Annotated in this window: 14 protein-coding genes and 1 pseudogene; 2 read left to right on the top strand and 13 right to left on the bottom strand. The window is 60.0% G+C overall.

Annotated elements, in window-relative coordinates:
• Nucleotides 1–91: 91 nt before the first annotated feature.
• Both F8N85_RS00465 and sohB read right to left on the bottom strand, forming a co-directional pair.
• Entirely contained in the window at nt 92–655 is a 564-nt protein-coding gene (locus F8N85_RS00465) for a hypothetical protein (RefSeq protein WP_150801738.1), read from the bottom strand.
• Between the two features lie 317 nt (nt 656–972).
• A complete protein-coding gene (gene sohB, locus F8N85_RS00460) occupies nt 973–1,995 on the bottom strand; it encodes a protease SohB (RefSeq protein WP_150801737.1) in 1,023 nt (340 codons plus the stop codon).
• 205 nt (nt 1,996–2,200) lie between these two features.
• On the opposite strand from sohB, the gene F8N85_RS00455 reads away from it, so the two are divergent.
• Entirely contained in the window at nt 2,201–2,911 is a 711-nt protein-coding gene (locus F8N85_RS00455; RefSeq protein WP_150801736.1) for a histidine phosphatase family protein, read from the top strand.
• A 53-nt stretch (nt 2,912–2,964) separates the two neighbouring features.
• Complete coding sequence (locus F8N85_RS00450) at nt 2,965–3,279, top strand: SCP2 sterol-binding domain-containing protein (protein WP_150801735.1); 315 nt, start codon at nt 2,965–2,967, stop codon at nt 3,277–3,279.
• A gap of 202 nt (nt 3,280–3,481) precedes the next feature.
• Here F8N85_RS00450 and F8N85_RS00445 read toward each other — a convergent pair whose 3' ends face one another.
• The 11 genes and pseudogenes from F8N85_RS00445 to F8N85_RS00395 all read right to left on the bottom strand — a co-directional run bounded on the left by F8N85_RS00445 (nt 3,482) and on the right by F8N85_RS00395 (nt 18,637).
• Nucleotides 3,482–4,612, bottom strand: coding sequence for an OmpA family protein (locus F8N85_RS00445; RefSeq protein ID WP_150801734.1), 1,131 nt, complete (start codon nt 4,610–4,612; stop codon nt 3,482–3,484).
• A gap of 24 nt (nt 4,613–4,636) precedes the next feature.
• Nucleotides 4,637–5,077: a type VI secretion system baseplate subunit TssE gene (tssE, locus tag F8N85_RS00440; protein ID WP_150801733.1), complete on the bottom strand. Its 441-nt coding sequence runs from the start codon at nt 5,075–5,077 to the stop codon at nt 4,637–4,639.
• Nucleotides 5,078–5,080: 3 nt separating this feature from the next.
• Nucleotides 5,081–5,617, bottom strand: coding sequence for a type VI secretion system lipoprotein TssJ (tssJ, locus tag F8N85_RS00435; RefSeq protein WP_150801732.1), 537 nt, complete (start codon nt 5,615–5,617; stop codon nt 5,081–5,083).
• Nucleotides 5,598–6,694: pseudogene (gene tssG, locus F8N85_RS00430) on the bottom strand (type VI secretion system baseplate subunit TssG). The gene tssJ and the pseudogene tssG overlap by 20 nt, the downstream one beginning before the upstream one ends.
• The gene (gene tssF, locus F8N85_RS00425; RefSeq protein WP_150801731.1) at nt 6,658–8,427 is read right to left on the bottom strand and encodes a type VI secretion system baseplate subunit TssF; all 1,770 of its coding nucleotides are present in this window, start codon (nt 8,425–8,427) and stop codon (nt 6,658–6,660) included. Before tssF ends, tssG begins: the two are co-directional and overlap by 37 nt.
• 24 nt (nt 8,428–8,451) lie before the next feature.
• Nucleotides 8,452–10,038, bottom strand: coding sequence for a type VI secretion system protein TssA (gene tssA, locus F8N85_RS00420; protein ID WP_150801730.1), 1,587 nt, complete (start codon nt 10,036–10,038; stop codon nt 8,452–8,454).
• Nucleotides 10,035–13,415 carry an ImcF-related family protein gene (locus F8N85_RS00415; protein ID WP_150801729.1) on the bottom strand — a complete coding sequence of 1,127 codons (3,381 nt, stop codon included), beginning with the start codon at nt 13,413–13,415 and terminating at the stop codon, nt 10,035–10,037. The genes tssA and F8N85_RS00415 overlap by 4 nt, the downstream gene beginning before the upstream one ends.
• Nucleotides 13,416–13,424: 9 nt before the next feature.
• Entirely contained in the window at nt 13,425–14,657 is a 1,233-nt protein-coding gene (locus F8N85_RS00410; protein WP_150801728.1) for a hypothetical protein, read from the bottom strand.
• Nucleotides 14,658–14,659: 2 nt separating this feature from the next.
• Nucleotides 14,660–14,923, bottom strand: a complete 264-nt coding sequence (locus F8N85_RS00405; RefSeq protein ID WP_150801727.1) for a PAAR domain-containing protein — start codon at nt 14,921–14,923, stop codon at nt 14,660–14,662.
• Nucleotides 14,924–15,175: 252 nt separating this feature from the next.
• A complete protein-coding gene (locus F8N85_RS00400; RefSeq protein ID WP_150801726.1) occupies nt 15,176–15,967 on the bottom strand; it encodes a hypothetical protein in 792 nt (263 codons plus the stop codon).
• Nucleotides 15,968–18,637 carry a glycoside hydrolase family 19 protein gene (locus F8N85_RS00395; RefSeq protein ID WP_150801725.1) on the bottom strand — a complete coding sequence of 890 codons (2,670 nt, stop codon included), beginning with the start codon at nt 18,635–18,637 and terminating at the stop codon, nt 15,968–15,970.
• Nucleotides 18,638–18,654 lie beyond the last annotated feature (17 nt).

Raw genomic sequence — 18,654 nt, 5'->3', positions numbered from 1 at the left:
AAGCTGGCCGACGCCAAACCTCAGGTACAAAAAAGCCCGGAAATCCGGAGCCTCCAGATTTCAGGGCCTGTTCACGCCTTGTTCAGTATGATCAATTGAACTCTGGCACGCGCACCCCCAGACTGAAACCCCAATCCAGAAGTTTCGCCTCGCCATAATGATTCAAAGCATCCAGAGCAGCATCAACAGTATCAAAACGCACGTCACGAATTTCTATCGGAGCTCCGCTCTTGAACGACACACCACTGTCGATAACCGACAGTGAAAATGCACGCCCACCGGAACTGGAAGAATCATACTGAACCTGAAAACCATAAAGATCATCAAGCATAAACATATCGGTTTTGCTTAACTGTTCTTCCAGGGATCCGGGCAAGGGCAGTCCGGGAAACTTGACACGGTCCATCCGCCCGGGAACTTGCGACATACCTCGAAACATCAATGCCTGAACCAGGTCTTCAAGGCGTTTGAATCGCGCTGCATGAATGCCTGCCCAGTCTTCTCGATCGACATAAAGCGCGCCCTCTTCGGTTTTTATGGGCGTTTGAAGAATCTCTCCATCTACGGAGCGATGCAAGATCATCACATAGCTGAATTTTTCTTTTTCCCACAAGGTTCTTGAAGCTGAAACTTTGGCCCTATTTGAAACATACATTCTGCAATTTCCTTATTGCGTTTAGGTAAAACAAACTTAATTCAAACCACGCGCCAGAAATAGAAACAAAATAGCGCAGACGCCGTAGGAAATATCGACCGAAATTGCAGTACGTAAACTATCGAAAAACAAATGGCCGCGGGGACCCGCCAATACACTTGCATTCATGCTCGATGAATAACATGACGAATCGCAAGTCAGACTTCGAGTAAAGCCCCGAATCAAAAATCAACGCTTGAACCCAGGGCTCGATGATGACACCGGAACAACAAGGCCCTGTCACTGAAGATCAGTGACAGGGCCTTGTGCGGACAGACTTACCAGAAACGTTGCTGAGTCAACCGGCTCCACCAACTCAACAGCACACGATCGATCGAGCCACTCGCCGCCAGCCCGACCCGCTCTTGCAGGCTTTTACGCTCGGCGTAGTGCAGGTGGTAAAGCTCGGCACCCTTGGCCCGTTCGGCGAGGTATTCGTCGCTGGTTTTCAGTTCATCAACCAGTTGCTTGTCCAATGCCGCGATACCCAGCCAGACTTCACCAGTGGCCACTTCGTCGATGGCCAGTTGCGGGCGGTAGCGCGAGACGAAGTTCTTGAACAATTGATGAGTGATGTCCAGCTCTTCCTGGAATTTCTCCCGGCCCTTCTCGGTGTTCTCGCCAAACACGGTCAGGGTTCGCTTGTATTCGCCGGCGGTCAGCACCTCAAAGTCGATGTCGTGCTTTTTCAGCAAGCGATTGACGTTGGGTAATTGCGCCACCACGCCGATCGAGCCGAGGATGGCAAACGGCGCGCTGATGATCTTCTCGCCAATGCAAGCCATCATGTAGCCGCCACTGGCTGCCACCTTGTCGATGCAGATCGTCAGCGGTACTCCGGCTTGACGGATCCGCGCCAGTTGCGAAGAAGCCAGGCCGTAGCTGTGAACCATGCCGCCGCCGCTCTCCAGACGCAAAACCACTTCATCCTTGGGCGTCGCCAGGCTCAGCAGCGCGGTGATTTCGTGGCGCAGGTTTTCAGTGGCGGAGGCTCTGATGTCGCCATCGAAATCCAGCACGAATACCCGAGGCTTGGTCTCAGCCTGCTTCTTCTGCTTTTTCTCGAGCTTGCCCTGGGATTTGCGCAAGGCCTTGAGTTGATCCTTGCTGAGCAGGGCCTGCTCCAGACGCTCGCGCAGCTCTTTATAGAAATCATTGAGTTTGCTGACGTGCAACTGGCCTGCACCTTTGCGCCGGCCTTTGCTGCGCAATGCCGCGAAACTGGCCAGGACCACCAGGATAGCGATGACGAGGGTGATGGTTTTAGCCAAAAAACTTGCGTACTCGGCAAGAAACTCCACAGGGACTCCTTAAATACTGTGCGCCGCTGAACAACGGTCGCGGGATACCTCAAGCATACTCATGCGCCCGCCTCGCGGCCAGCCGTGAAACCTGCTGTTACCGGCCTCTAACGAACATTTCAAACAAGCGTATGTTTTTTTATTGACAGCCCACCGCCATCCTCATAACCTCGCAAAACTTACAACGCACCGGGATGACGCGCACGTGGGCAGCATCTACTTGATTCGACATGGCCAAGCCTCCTTTGGTGCAGACGACTATGACGTCCTGTCGCCGATCGGTGTGCGCCAAGCACAAGTGCTCGGCAGCCACCTGGCGGAACTGGGCCTGAGCTTCGATCGCTGCCTGTCTGGCGACTTGCGCCGGCAACAGCACACCGCCACCTGCGCGCTTGAGCAGTTCGGTGCCATCGGCATGCCGGTACCCTTGCTGGAAGTCGATTCGGCCTTCAACGAATTCGATGCCGACGCCATTATTCGCGCCCTGCTTCCCGGCCTGTTGCCGGACGAACCCGAAGCGCTGAACATCCTGCGCAATGCCACACAACATCGCGCAGAGTTCCAGCGCATCTTCGCCTTGATCATCGAGCGCTGGCTCAGTGGCACCTATGACACACCGGGGCTGGAAAGCTGGCTGGGGTTCGTCGGTCGTGTCCAGGCCGGTTTGCAGCGTATTCTCGAGCAAGCGGACAACACCCAGAAAATCGCCGTGTTCACTTCCGGCGGGACCATCACCGCCCTGCTCCATCTGATTACCCAAATGCCTGCCGCACAGGCCTTTGAACTGAACTGGCAAATCGTCAACACCTCGCTCAACCTGCTCAAGTTCCGCGGTCGCGAGGTCGCTCTGGCTTCCTTCAACAGTCATGTGCATCTGCAACTGCTGAAGACCCCGGAACTCATCACCTTCCGTTGAGCGCCGGCTAATTGTGACCCTTGTTGTAACAACCCCATAAAAAGGATCGAACCATGACCTCCGTAGCTGATGCCGTACAAGCAATGAAAGCCAAGTTCAACCCAGCCGCTGCTGCGGGCCTGGACCTGGTATTCGGTTTTCGCATCGACGAAGAAAAGAACTTCTCGCTGGTCGTTAAAGACGGTACGTGCGAGCTGAAAGAAGGCGTTAACCCTGACGCTGGCGTGACCCTGGTCATGGACGGCGAAACCCTGGAAGGCATCGTCGACGGCTCGACCGACGGCATGCAGGCGTTCATGGGCGGCAAACTGCGCGCTGAAGGCGACATGATGCTGGCGATGAAGCTGAGCGAGCTGTTCCCGGCCTAAGCACGCCGCTCCCGATTCTCGGGAGCAGGTCTGGCTGCAAGCGAATCCCGCCTTTATGGCGGGATTTGTGTTTTCTGCCTCAACGCTGACCAAAAATTATTGGCTGTCCACAGGCCCGGTCAGTCAAGAAATTTGTGGCTTCGCACATTCCCCCGTAGCAGCTGGCGAAGCCTGCGGCAGCTGCTACGGTTCGCATAACGTCTTAACTGATCGGCATTTGCCCACAGGCCCCCACTTGCGGCACCAGGCGGATATCGACACGACGGTTGGCCGCTCGCCCGGACTCGGTGTCATTGCTGGCGATCGGCTGACTGGCTGCGATGCCCTGGACAGCAAAGCAACTGTCGGGGATGTCGCTCATGCGCTGCATCCAGTCACGCACCGCCAAGGCGCGGGCGCGGGACAGCTGGAGGTTGTGATCGGCGTTGCCCGTGGCATCGGTATGCCCGGCGATGACGATCAGCCAGCCTGGCTGGGCCTTGATGTCGACCAAGGCATTGACCAGCACCTTGGTCGAGCCAGGCTTGAGCTCGGCGCTGCCTGCATCGAACAATGACAGACTGTCCAGACGCACCGGATCGGGCAGTAAACCATCACTGTCCGGAACTGCCAGCCAGTCCCTCCACCCAAACCAGCCGGCCAAGGCGATAGCAGCCGCCACTGCGAACAACCACAGGGCGATACGACGCCTCTTGGTTTTTGGGTGAGCGGCCGACACTTCGGGTTCATGGAGGGCCGGCAGAATGACCACAGGCATCACGAATGCCGGTTCAAGCATCCTCGTCGATTGCCGCACTGCCTCGCCCGAAGAGAGGTTTCGCTCCAAGCGTTGCATCAGGCTGCCGACCTGCTGGCGCAGAGCCTGCAGCGTGACCAGAGGGACCTGCACCTGGCCATCCAACCGCTTGTTCAAACGCGCAAGCTCGGTGTCCAGATGGACAAGCGCTGGCAGACTCTGTGCGTTGAGCTCGAGGCTGCGCAGCAACGGCTGCAGCTGACCGAACAACCAGGCCAGGATATCCAGGCGCACTGACGCCACTGTTGGCCACAAGCTCGGCCATTCGCAGACCAGCGTCTCTATCAGCGCCACCCCCTGCGCCATGCCATCCAGACCATGGCGTTGGCTGCGAGCCAGCGCGAAAGAGCTCACGGTTTGCAATTCCGCCCCATTCTTCTGGAATAGCGTCAGGCACAATTGCTCCACCTTGGCCCAGTCCACGTCCGGACACGCCGGATGGCTCAGTTTGGCCAGCTCATCACGCAACGCCATAAACTCGCCGAAGCCGCGTGGATCACCGCCTACTCGAATACGCATTTCAAACAACGCCGTCATCCAGCATCCTTTCCGTTAGAGGTTTCACGACTTCGACAGGTAGTTCTGCCGCTTCAGGTGGCGCACCAACACCTTGCCCTCGGGCGCCAGGGTCGTGCCGAAGGTCACCCGTTCGCCCCCTTTGAGTTGCAGGTCGAGGGCGTATTCCAGATGACCCGGCTGAGCCTGCGGCAGCAGTTCGATGCTCACCGTCGCCAGACGCGGCTCGTACTTGAGCAGGGTCTGGGCCATGGTGCCCATCAGCCCATGCGCCGTGGCGGGTAGTCCCTGCAGGATCAGGCCCATATCCGGCAGACCGTAGTCCGGCAGATGACTGAGCGTGCCAGCCCGGCTGTTGAGGATGCGCTGCAGGTTGTCCAGCACCGACAGGGTGTACTGGTCCTCTTCGCCGACTCGATACAGGTCCAGCTCGCCGGCGAAATTCTGCAGGAGCATTTCGTAGAGCGAAGGATTGAGCTCGGGCATTCCTCACTCCTTCGCCAACGGTCGCAGGGTCAGCCGGTCGTCCCCCAACTCGATCACCCGCGCCCGATCCGGCTCCAGGTCATCGCGGGCCAGGGTCAGGCGCCACGTATTCATCCGCGTATCCGGCTCGCGGAACAAGGCGACCACCGCGACGAACTGCGCGCCCCGGTCCATGGGCACGTTCAACTGCGCGCCCTCACCCGGTTTCACCACCAGTGCCCGCTCGTCCAGCAGATCGGCTCTGAGCACATTGTCGCCGTTGCTCAACACGCTGTCGTAGGTCGCTTTCTCCAGCGCCTTGCTATCGCGCAGCTGGTACACCCGCACCAGTGTCGGCACTGACAACGCGCTCATATCCGCCGCATCGGTGTTCATCGCCGCTCGACCGCTAAAGTCCAGGTGCAGGGTTTTTACCTGCTTGTAGAAAATCGCCCCAGCCGTGGAGGTGGTGCCATCTGTCACGGTCTGGGTCAGCCCGCAACCGCCGAGCAGTGCACCGGATGCTGCCAGCATCAATGCTTTAAAAAAGGTATGCGACATACTGTATCTCCCTGTCCCGGGGGTTGTTCTGCAGGCCTTGGTAGCGGCCCAGGTTGATGATGATCGTGTCGTATTCCGCGACTTGCCAGGCATCGCCCCCCAAGCCCAGTACAGCGGTCATGCCCAGCCGTATTGGCGCTCGCCCCAGCACCGGCTCCGGCAGGCTGCGCACCGGTAGCGACAACTGCAGCCTGGCGGTGCAACGCCAGCCCAGGTACACCCGCAACAGCACCAGCAGGTCGTTGTGCAACTGGCCATCCGGCAACCAGCCTCGGGCCTCGTCGGTGTCCTCGGTGAACAACGCCAGGTGCAACTGACTGTTGGCGTCGTGCCCGACACTGCCCAGCGGCGTGCCTTGGGACAAGCTCACCGGATGGTTCGAGGACAGACTGGCCGGCCGCGCCAAGGGGATTTTCTGCGGCCAGTGTGGCGTCACCCGTGTGTGAGTGTTGGGTGCCAACAGTTTGACCAGCGCGATGACGCCTTCAGCGTTACGGGTCGGCAAACGCATCACGCCGAGCAGCGCCAGGAAGCGCGATATTGGTGTGGCAATCTGCTTTTCGGTGCCGGGAATCCCCAGGCCGATCAGCCCCAGCAGGCACTGCGAGGTCGCATCGGTACCGCCAGCCTCAAACGTGGCCGGGTACGAGTACTTGCGCCAGATACGGTAAAACTGGGTGAAGATCCGGTGGTTGAACATGTCGAGGAAGGCTTCCAGTGCCTCATGCCCCTCCCGACGCTGGGCGATATCGTCCAGAAAAGCCGTCGGCAACGGCGAGTCGACACCGTACAGACCGAGCAGGCGGGTGCGCACCGTGGCCGGGGCTCCGGGTCAGCATCAAAGGTTTCGATAGCCTTCAGTTCGCCGCCAGGAAATCCCATCCCAGGGTCGGGCCGAAAGCGCACCGGGTCATCCGCCGGGTGCGTGGTGCTGCCAAGTGGCGGGTGATTCGGCAAGGCCTGTTCCAGCAACTGGCAGAAGCGATACAGATTGGCCTCAGCCACCCGCCCCTCCAGCGCCTCCAGTAAACCGCCGGCTTTCAGCCGGGAATACGCTGACTGTGGTTCTCGTTCCATCGCAGGCACTTTCCAGTAGGTTGCAGGATCAGCGTGAGCTGGTTGTATAAGTGAATGTCGGCGTACAGGCCAAAGAAGCGATTGAGCATCTCGCCGAACAGGCTGATGTCGCCTTCGCCGCAAAAGCCATTGGCATCCAGGGTGACTTCGATATCCACCCCGCGTAGCAGGAAGCCTTTCTCGAAGCGCTGGATCAAGTGGTGGCTAACCTCGACGATCGCTGCAAGGCGGCGTCGGTTCAGCTCGCTGCCCGTCCAGTCGTACAGCGCCAGGGTGCCTCGCAGCACCTCGGCGCTATCGAGCATCGGCAGGAAGTTCGACCCCAGGTGGCTGAGCACTCGCCAGTGAAAACGATCGCGGTTCGGCGGGTAGCACGGCAAGGTCGGTGCGCACAGGTTGCGCACCCGCAAGCCCGTCTGGGTGGATTGCACCAGGGTATCGAGCAAGGTGCTTTGCAGCGCCTTGCGCGGCAGCTGCCCATTGGTGCCGGTCAGATGCAGCGACAGGCTTTCGCTCTGGTGCAACTGATCCTTGTCGAAGCCCTCGCCTCCCAGGATCAGCCAGGTGTCATGCAAACCATTTGCGCCACGCTTCAAGCGCGTATGGAAGTAACGTTCGGGCGCATCAACGCGCAGCATGCCGCCCTTGTGGCGAAAGCTGGTGAACGGCACATATTCCTGGCGCTCGGCGTTCCTTGAGGCGGTGACTCGATCCACCGAATAAATCTCGGTATGACCGTCCTGCAAACGCATGGGTCGCAGCAGGTAGTCGGTTTGCAAGGGCGCCAGGGTCAGTGGGTCGGCCTCCAACGAGAACAGATTGATTACCGCAACGGCATGCAGGCGAAGGTGCTCTGCGCTCAGATTGAACTCGTGAGGCCACGGCTCGCTAAGCACCGCTTCGAGTTCGAACCAGGGCACACCTGGGGCGATGCTCAGGTGTTCCAGCCCACAGAGGGTCACGAACATGAATTTCTCGCGGAAGGTGAAATACTCCAGCAGCAACTGATAACCGCTGAAGGCGCTGTCGCCCTTGGGCCACAGGCGATCCTCATCGGCGAAACCCTTGGGCGCAAAATGGCCGTCCAGCGCATGGCGGTCCGTCTGCCCCGGCAGGCGCACGTACAACGCCTGAGTGTTCAGGGTCAGCGCCTGGTGCAATGCACTGGCCAGCGGGGCGTCGGCATTGAGGTACAGCGGCAGGCGGCTCAGGTTGATCTCACTCCAGTCCGTCAAATTACCGCAGGCAAAGCGCAGACGCAGCACCGAACGACCATCCGGCTCGTGGTCAAGTCGCAGAGACTCCAGGGCGAGTGGCTGCAGCAGCAGATCCTCGGTGGTGCTGTAGCGGCACCGGGTGCGCTGCGGCCCGATGGGCTGCGACAGCACTTCGAAGCCCTTGCCGATCGGCTCGCGGTGCTTCATCTGCTTGAGATCAGGCACCAGCTCGATGACCGAGAGCGAAGGAATAGTGCGCAGATAATGCGGCCACAACAGACTGACCAGGCCTTCGGTCAGTTCCGGCAGGTCATCGTCGAGCTTCTCGCGCAGTCGTCCCATCAAAAAGGCAAAGCCCTCGAACAGGCGTTCCACATAAGGGTCGCGCGCTCCCGGCTTGTCCAGGTTCAGCTGTGCCGCCCGGTCCGGGAAAGCTTCTGCGAATTCCTTGCCAGCCTCGCGCAGATAGCGCATCTCGGCGTCGAAGTAATGCAGTGTCAGATTGTCGATGCTCAATGAAAGAATCCTGATGAATGAGGTTTAACCGCAGAGCACTGCGGCGCGTACCGGGTCAATCGCTACCAGCGCCGCCAGCAGCGCCTCCATCTGTCGAGCCAGGGTCAGCTTGTCCGCACCGTTGCGTTGCGCTTTCAAGCGCAACAGCTTGAGCAGGCGTGCCTTGACCTCGAAATTCAACTCGGGCTCCCAATCCGTAAGCGCCTGGCGCTGGGCAGTGGCATCCAGTTCGCCCAGCAGGTGGATGGCCAGATCGCTCTTGCCGTATTGCTCGGCCACCCGCGCCATCAGCAGGCGCAGCAGCCAGCGCTGCCGCCCGGTCTGCACGCCAGGCCGCGCGGCCAGCCAGGCCAGCGCGGGTTCCACGCCATCGCTGTCGGCCTGCGCCAGGGCTTCGTCTTCCAGAGACAGGATCTCGGCATCCGCGGTTGCCGGTGCAACCGCCTGAGCAGGCTGCCACTGCTGGGGGCGATTGCCGCTGACGTGCTGGGTGATCCACTCGCGGGTGGTCTCGTCGGCGAAGGCTGTACCGTCGTTCCAGCACAGCACTTCCAGGCCCGGCAGACGCTCGAGGAACATGCCCAGATCACGCTTGACGATATCGGCCCAGCTTTCCTGTGGCGCGGGCTGTTTGCTCAGTGCCTGGTACAGGTACCAGTGCAGGTCCAGCCAGAAATGGTTCACCCCCTCGGCGTACACCCGCTCGACCTGATCGAGCAATTCATTCCAGCTCTGTTGCAGATACAGCCGCTTGAGTTGTGCCCGATAGTCGCCACGCGGCGGTGCCAGGCGAGTATTGCCGTTGGCGTCCTGGGGCGGGGCCTGGTGCACGGTGTCCCAGCGCAGGCTCTTCATCAACCGATGGGCCGCCAGCCAGCCCTGGGGCTGCTCGCGCAAGTAACCCGCCAGGGCCCGGCCGCTGTCCAGCAAATCGCGTCCGGATTTGATCGCCGTGGTGTTCGGTGCACCCGTTTGAGCGTTCAACTCGTGACTGGCACTGTTCTGCGGCACCAGCGCATCCACCCCGCCGGACTGCGCCAGCCGGGCGGACAACGCGGCATACAGTGCGCCCAGGGCTGGACGCTGGTCCTGCGGCCAGGCGCCAAGGCCACGCTCCAGCCAGGCCAGTGCCGCCACCGTGCGCTCAGCCTCGCTCTTCACCACCTCCGGATACAGCGACAGGCTGTCCAGCACCTTGTTGCTGGCCAGCCACTCCAGGGCCATCTTGCGGCTGTTGGGCCGCGCCGGCAGCACCTCGGCGGCGTAACCCTCCACCAGGGCAGCCAGCAGGTTTAGTCCGTCGGCCAGCCCCGCCTCACCGTCCTTGTGCAAGCGCGCCCACAGGTAGTAGGTGGCCACGCGCAGATCCTTGCAGGTCTGGGTCAGCAGCTTCTGCGCCAGTTGCACCACCCGTTCGGTGTCCGCTCCGGACAGTTTGTTGACCTCTTCGCGCATGCGCTGGAAGTCGTCGTCATAACCGGGGTCTTCCCCTACGGGCGAGTCCGCGCTGATGGGCTGCAACCAGGGCTGCCAGCGCTCAGCCTGTTCACGGGTAAGGGACAGCGCATCGCGCTTACCCAGGCAACTAGCGATCAAACTGTGCAGGCTCATTGAAAGCTCCCATTCTGCGCATAGGGCCCCGCCGCGCCGCCCTTGCCGAGAAATATCTGCGACGGCAACGTGAAGCCGCGCAGCTTGAGCAGGGCCATCGGCCCCGCGCCCAGTTCGGTACGCAGGTGCCAGGTCAGGCCCAGGCCATCGGGGGCCTTGAGGACCATGCGGTAGCGGCTGTCGCCGTCGTCCAGCGGGGTGATCCGGGCTTTTTCCAACAGCCGGATCAGGCCCCAGGTGCCCTGGAAGTCACCGAACAGGCGCTCGCCGGTGTGCACGCTGGTCCAGCTCAGGCTGGCGCCCGGATGGTCGCTGCGCCCCGGCCAGTTGAAGCGCTGCCAGCTTTCCTTCTGGTTGAAGTAGTGATGCTTCTCGCCATTGAGGATGAAGCTGGTTTGCACCACGTCGCGCACGGCTTTGCCCCGCAGTTCGAAACCCAGGCCCAGGCCGCCGTCGGTGTAGAGCACGTCGGCCAGGTGGCTGAGCTGGTTGATCGCCGCGAGGAACTGCGGGTTGAATTGCAAGCCCTGGCTATGCCGTGGATCGGCCACCCAGCGGCTGCCTTCCTTGCGCAACACCCCGCCCAGTTGGCGCTGCAGAAACTGCTCGATGCGCCCGGAGTCGGCGCGGATCATCTGCCCAAGCATTGGCAGGGAGGCGTCGCTGGCGGTGGCGGCAAACGGGTAGCGGCCGGCAAAGGCGCGGTGCCAGTCGCTGACAATCGCCCGCTGCCATTGGCTGTTGAGGCCGGCCGCCGAGGGTTGCAAAACCCGCTGCCAGGCCTGCTCCAGCGGCTGCACGAACAGCGTCTGGCCGACCCCGGCCCACTCCGCGCCGAGGCTGGCGGCAATCAGGCTGCCGTAGGACTGGGTGTCGGTCAGGTCGACGCTCTGGCCCTGGAACACCGTCTGCGCCAGGGCCTGAGTCATGGCCTGCGGGTCGGGGGCGTGGCTCACTTGCTGCAGTTTCAGGCGCACCCGCGTCACCCGGGTGAGAAACGCCTGCAGGCTCAGGGCGTCGTTGCCGGTCTGGCCCTCGGGATCCTTCTTGCCCAGCAGGGTCAGCAACGGGCCGAAGGTGGCGTCCAGTGGGCTGCTCGGTCGCTGCAGCTGCTGGTCGATCACCGGCACCGGGTCCTGGGCAATCAGCTTTTGCGCGGACTGCATCAACGAGTCGGCCAACGCCTGGTGGCGGGTGCCGGCCTGGCCCTGGTAGGCCAAGGTGTTCATCAGGGCGATCAGCGGCGACTGACGCACGTCACTCATCAGCGTCAGTTGGTCGATCACCTCGCTCAGGCTGGCGGCCTGCTGCCAGCGCAGGCGGTTGAGGAAGCCCAGCCAGGCGCTGCTGTAGTCCTGGAAGTAGCGCTCGGTGAGACGCTGCCGGAGCAGCTCCGGGCTCAGCTCGGCGGCGATATCGGCGGGTTGGTCGCTGAGCACCCAGTCGATTTCCTCGCGGCGCGCCTGGGCGATGGCGTCGATGGCCTGGCGCACCTGGCCCTCCCAGGCCTGGCGGGTGAACACGCCCGGGACGCTGGCCTGGCTGGCAAACAACGCCCCGGCATCGGTCTCGCCGACCAGCTGTGGCAGGCTCAACGCCGGGTAGTGATGAGCCGCCGCGTCGAGCACCTGCTGGTACAGGCTGGCTTCGGCGTTGCGCTGGCCCAACTGGCCGAGCAGCACCTGGCGGGCCTGCGCCACCAACTTCGGATCGGCCTCGATGCGCCAGGCCGGATGCGCCGCCAGCTGCTCGGCGTAGAACTGCCACAGGGTCGGCGCCAGGCCTTGCCAGAGGCCCGGCGAGACACCGGCGCGCGTCGGCTCGGCCTCGTTCAGGACCTTGACCAGAAAGCTCGCGTCGGCTTTTTCCGGACGCGCCAGCATCAGGTAGGCCTTGAGCTGGTCGTAGGCCAGCCGGGCCCGCTGGGCGCGTTCGGGACTGTCCGGCGGCAGCTGGACCAGGGCGCTGAGCTGCTGCTGCAGGTTGGCCGCGGCCGGGTCACGCAGCAGCCGCTGGTTGGCCTCGACGTAGCGCGGCCACAGGGCCTCGAGCAGGACGGGGTTCTGGTTCAGGCCGAAGCGCTGGTACCAGGGCACGCCGTGTTCGGCGCGGTAATCCAGGCGCGCCAGTTCGCGCACCAGGTCGTTCAGCGCCAGCAGGTGCGCGTCGCCGCCCCCCGACTGCTCGAGGGCCACCAGCGAGCTCTGCACCTGGGCGATCTGAGCGCGGTTAGTGGCGAACGACAGCAGCAGGCCGGCGCCCCACAGCGCGGCCAGGCTCAGTACCAGCGCGTAACCGACCCGCGGCGCGCTCCAGCCAAAACGGCGAGCACTGGGGGCCCGGTCGTCGAGCACACCATGCCAAACCGGGTCCGCCAGCCAATCATGTTTCAACAGTGCTGGCGCTCGCTTCAGCGGCAGGCTGAACCACAGCCCGCGCAATGGCACGCCACGGGTGAACTCGCCGAGCCAGGGCGCGAGCGCCTGACGCCAGCGGGCGATGCCCTCGGCCTGCAGATCGCGGGACAGGCGTAGCAGAAAGTCATGGCCCATCACCTCGTTCATCTGCGCCAGGCCTTGCTGGCGCAACGGCTGCAGCAAGCGCTCCAGACAGGTGTCCAACTCGACGGCGGTGAAACCTGAGGGCAACTGGCAACCGACCGGCTGGGAATGGCGTTTGTCCTGCGACCATTCACTGTCGCAGACCTGCCACAGGTGCAATGGCAATTGCCAGCCCAGCGTCCCGGCCCGGTCCCGCAGGCGGCGCACCCCGGTGCCCATCTGGGCCGCATCGGCACTCTGGCTGTTGTTCAACGCCCAGACCACCCCGTCCAGGCCGCGCCAACGGCTCAGTCGGCGCCATTGGCCGAGGTCGGCCTGATCGGCTTCGCCCTGCAGGCTGCCGCCCCACAGCAGCACGGTGTCCTGACCTTCCAGCCACGGCTGCTGCTCGGTCAGGCCCGGGGCAATGGCTTCGATCTGCGTTGGCTCGCCGACGACCAGCAGCAGGCGGACTTTGCGGCGCCAGAAGAGGCCGTAGCGCTCGCGCAAGTACGATTTAACGGCGTCGTTCGGCTGCGCCCGAGTGTCAAAAGATGCAGTGGCAGTGGGTTGCGCAGGCTGGACAACATCATCCGCGTCGAGCCGGTGATAGGCCGAATGCCCTAGCTGACGTCCCAGCAGGTGGTACCCTCCCAGGATCACCACGACGACCAAGGTCGTAGCCGATATCACCCAAAGCCAGATCATTTGCCGGTCACTGCCGGCCGCAAGACCCAGCGATTCAGGGGAGTGCCAAACCAGTACACCCAAGACCACACCGGTCAGCAACAGCAGGCCAACCCACACACCCATCCCTACAGAGCGTCGAAACTGCATTCGAGATTCCTATTTCGAAAGTGGTGACACAGGCATCAACACCGTGCCCCAGAGTCCGGCTGTGGCAGCGCCACCACCACTGAAAATGAATTGCGGCCCGGCGCCGCGCTCAATCGTCTGCGCCGCGGCAGCGATGGCCAGCCAAGGTGATGCTTTACCCGGATGCCCAAGCAACGCATCAAGGTTGCACAAACCCTGCGGCTGCTTGACCGGCATGGGGACGTCAACCAACACGGTCGCAATGGCGGCATGACGTTGTGGGTCGATACCCACCCGCCAGGCCTTCTCGATTGACTTCGCTTGAAGCGGCACCCAGTCGAGGGCTTGACGCGTGGCGTAGAGCAGATCCGCGTCGGTGGGCTTGCGCTCCTGCTCAGGACGGTGGAGGTAGGCGATCGGCGCCAAGCTGGTTTGCGTCAGACGATTGCCAAACAACAAGCCGACGGCGACTTCTGCCGTGCCCTCGAGCTTTTCCGGTGCAAGCTGCACTGCCAGCACCAACAGCAAGGCCTGATCGCCGATGTGCTGGTCGAGCCACTGATCCACCGCGGCCAGTCCACTGCCCTCGACGGGTACCGTCGATCGGCGGATGCCGGACTCTCGCCATATCTTTCGCCACGCAGGGCGCCACTGGTCCTCTGGTAACCTGCTGTCGACCTCCAGTAACAGGGCCAAAGGTTTATCGTCAGACAATTGCGCCAGGATCGGTGCCAGGTCAGCGAGCCTCTGCTCCAATACACTCAACAGTACCGCTTCCAGGTCTTCACCGGAGTCTTCAATTAAGCGGCTGTGACTCACCGTTGCACCGTCCATCCTGGCCGGTTGCGTCTTCAGCGCCTCGGTCCCGCTCAGCAAAGCTTCGAGTTGGGCGGTTGGCTCGTCCGCTAAATCTTGCAGGGCGGTGTACAAACTCACCCCCAACACTTGCTGCGACCGTCGTCCCTGACGAATCTTGCGGATCATGTCGTCTTCGCGGGCTTCATCCCAGCCATCGGCAGCAGACTGTTCGCCGATGTGAAACAGCACTCGCACGAAACCCAGCACACACCAGCCCAGGATCGGTAGGCCTAAGGCCAAGCCCCAGAAATCAACAGGCCTCTGGCGCAATGGCTCATCGCCGAACAATAACGTCCCTCCCACACCCAGCAATAAACACAGCAACAGCAACACGAGCCAAAGCCAGATGCGAGGTCGGGCAGGACGCAGCGCGAGAGCAGGTACTTTATCCAGTCTGACCGGCATGACTAACTCGCCCTCGCTTCAGACCATGAGGAAATCAATGCACCACCGCAGGCGCAGAGCTGACCGTCAAATGCAATCGGAATACCGTTGTTTTTAAATATTGGATGCCCTTCTGCGATAACCGTACGGTCATGGCCAGGAATCGAGCACAGCACAGGGTCCCCCTCACGAGCCACTGGGATACTTGCAAATTTCACTACAACCGAACCTGTGAAAACGGCGCGGCCGCTAGTTGTTATGTCACCAATACGAATGATGCCTTTCATGGTTATCCCTACCCTAAAAACCGAACCCCATGCTTAATCGCACAGACTCTTGCCATTACATATTCCAAACATAGAAGTCGCTACACAAATTAACCGCACCCGATACAAACTCCACAGAACCAACACCCTATAAACATTAATTAGCAACTAACGCTTTTCAAACCCACCCCCATTAACACCACATTAAATCTTCACGACCGAATACAACAAGAAACCAAAGGGGCAATTGCCATCCCCCCATGATTTCATACATTAACATCCATCGCACAATTCGAGTTCACTGTACTTCATCCACCCTTCAGTTGAGACGACCTCCGAAAACCTGATTTCAACCCAATCTTCACCATTGTCGTCTTTAAAAAAGTCGAGCAGCGCAACCTTGTCTCCTCGAATTAAGTATTTATTTGTTCGCCTCGAAATTTCTGGCAAACTAAAAATATCTGCTCGAAGAGAAGAAACCTTAGCAGTCAATGGTACTCTACGTTCAAAATCAATATCATCGGAAACCAGAAGCCGAGTAAACGAGCCATCCAAGTTATACATTTTCCGCTTAATCTCTCCGCACCCTACACAACTATCTGAAACTTCAACTTCCACTTCTCCATTTCTAATGCGATAGACATTTTCCGTCCAGACCGCACCATCCCTATAGGAACTAACAATATAGCCACGACGAACTTTAAAATTACACAAAAGCCCATCACCGAAGTCTAATTCAGCTAGGGAGCGATCAGCAATCTTGTAATGCAACACCTTCGAGCAAGCATTTACACCTCCCCCATCTAGACGAAAAACCACTTCCCCTATACCGTCATCATTTAAATCCTCAATGTAAACATCGTCATATACGCCTTCAACCTCCTTCAGAAAATCACTAGGCAGTAATAATGGGTACGTTTCCCCTTGAAAAAAAACAGACATTGCAAGAGGTGCACGACGATCTATCTGTAATTTTGGTAGCGACGACTCAGCGCTAACACCAAACGAAAAAAAACATAAAACAAATAGTAAGCCAGCTGCCGACACCAATCTAAATACATTCATTTACGTAAGCCCCCACTCTTTTCGTATTGCTTCGTATATTTTTATTCGCTCATGCAGTCCATTGTCACCCCCATTTACCGCTAACGTCACGAGATTGACATTGTTAGGTTCATTATCTATCAAAACGTTAATATCACCCTGCGCATTATATTTTCTGCTCACCGCCCCGCTGCGCCGCCAATACCAACACGAAACATCTATGGCATTAAACATACTCTCAGCAACTAAATTTGGAGCGCGCACAAAGTCAATTCCCGCATAGCTCGAGTAAGATGCATAATTATTTTTCCAAGTAAGCTGAATCAAACCCCTCCCTTTATATTTTGGACCATCACCGATCTCCGTATTCCCACTCGCTACAGCATTAACATGCCTACCAGGGTTGTACTGCTCCCCGGACGCAAACTCGATAGTTGTTTCAAAGGCAGCAGACTCGTGAAAACACTGAGAAACGAAATGTGCCTGCTGGTGTGGAGTTGTTATTTGGTATCTTTCAAGAGCATCATTCAAATGAGCAACAAACTCATACTTATCATATTTATATATTAATGGATAGTTTTCCTGAAAATCATCAACAAAGGTGCGCCCGCCCCCTCGCCCCGTAAACCAATTTCCAGTTTTCCCCGTAACCTTTTCTAAAAGCTCTACAGTAATTTTCCGATCACTAGTTTCGAACCACCCCTTCAACCCCACGGGATGAAAGTGATATGCCTTCCCCCACGATGGCAATCCCACCCCTTCCGCGACCGCCCCCCACCAACTCAGTTGCTCGATCCGCTGTTTCTCCGCCAACCAGTTCAAGTGTGGAGTCGACCCGCTATGGCCGAGCAACTCATCCAGCGCGTCCCACTTCTGCGCCTGGTGAAACCACTCACTTTCTTTGCGGATGATCAACTGCGAGATCGCTTGCGCGTGGGCCGGCAGGTGGAGGACTGCTTGCAGTTCTTCGGCGGTCATCTTGCCGTCGCGGTTGCGGTCGATGATGTCGTACAGCCGGCTCTTCATCGGCCCTTGGTCGTCTTTGTCGGCCAGGGGACGATAACGTTCGCGTTGCGCTTCACTGAAGTGGTCGACAGCACTGAGAAACGAGGCCATGGCGTGTTTGGGCGTGCTGTAGTCGAAAATAACGTCATAGCCCTCCCACGACCACGGACTGAGCCAAGGCGTGACGCCTACTTCTTCGCGCACCCAGCCGTCGAGCAGCTTGTTGTCCACGTCGTGCAGCAGCCCATCCAGGCGATACCAGTTGCAGGCTTTGCGGCTCTCGCTCGCGGTCACCTGGATTTTTCTGTCGGCCGGCAGACCATCAAGCAAACTTTTGGGGACTAACAAGTCGGCAGCACTGAGTGGGCTGGCGGCACTCAATATTTTCAGTTGTGCGGCAGTGGCATTTTCTGGATGAGTCACCACAGCGGTGCCTTGGGCGAGCTTCAGCCAGTTTTTGTCTTTATCCGGCAGGTGTAGGGCCCAGGCGCGACTGGCTTCGATGAATAAATCGATGTCATCGCCACTGAACACTTCCAGATGCAGCTTCTCTTCTGGCTGGTCCGCGCCGCCGTCCTGGTACCTACCAAGGTGACCGATCAGCGCTCCGGCCTTGATCGCGACGGGCGTTTCGAGCACCACCACCCGATCCGCTGCCAGCGGTTTCTGCGCGCCTTGCAGCGATTTGAAATGCACGTACTGGTTGACGCGTTCCAGCTTGCGGTACTCGCCTTCACCACTGACCGTGACGTGCGTGCCATCCGGCAGTTCCATGAGAACCTCGCTGGTAAAGCTCGGTTCGGCGTAGACATTGAGCGAGCCCCAGCGTGTCGCGACGTGATATTCGTCCCCGGCACTCTGTCTCAGCTGAGTGATGGAAACATAGCCGCGCAGCGATCCATCGGTGTTGATCAGCTTGGCCGGGCCAAGGGTGTTCTCCAGCTTGCGGTAATCACCCTCGCCGCTGACGGTCACCTCCGCCCCCCGTGGCAGGAGGTCGAGCACCTTGCCCCGCCAGGCGGCCTGGTTGCGCACGTTCAGGCCACGCTGCTCAAGATTTCCGGGGCGTACGTCATTCGCCGACTCCTTGACGCGTCGGGTCGGCGCCTCGGGCCAGAACGCCGGGCGAGCGATGGCGGAGTTCTCCTGGTACACCGCCCAGTCCTGCAGGTGCATGTACAGGCTGTAGAAGGTCAGGCTGGGCGGCGTATCCGGGCTGCCTTCGATTTTGGGTGGCTGCAACCGATGTCGAACCAGCACGAAATTGCGCGAGAAGGGTTTCTCGACGGTCAGCTTGTTGACGAAGTAGGCCGTGGTCGGCGAATGCGTGTCGATGCGATAAGCCACCACTTCACCGTCGGCCAGGCACTGCACGCTGGATTGATCCAGGCCGTCGGCGGTGCCACTGTCGAAATGCACGCCACCGTGCCACAGGCCGTTGCGTCCCAGGGGGTAGTAACCCGCCGTCGCCTTGGCCAGGTGGGTCAACTGCAGCAGCGGGTTGCGCGGGTCCTTGAACGGATGGCTCCAGTTTTTCAGCGGTGGCAGGGCGTCGGTACTGGGTTCTGGAGACAATGGGACGGGATGGGTGTCGGGCGTCGGCAAGACCGGCGCAGCCGGCCGATCAACCCGCGAGTCCCTGCGGTTGTCGTGAAATCCAAAAAAACGGGAAAGCAAACTGGCCATGTGAAATGTCGCTCCTT

The organism is Pseudomonas fluorescens (assembly GCF_902497875.1).
Classification (GTDB): Bacteria; Pseudomonadota; Gammaproteobacteria; order Pseudomonadales; family Pseudomonadaceae; genus Aquipseudomonas; species Aquipseudomonas fluorescens_BR.
Note: the sequence above shows the minus strand (reverse complement) of the source record. Positions and strands in the feature narration are given on the sequence as shown.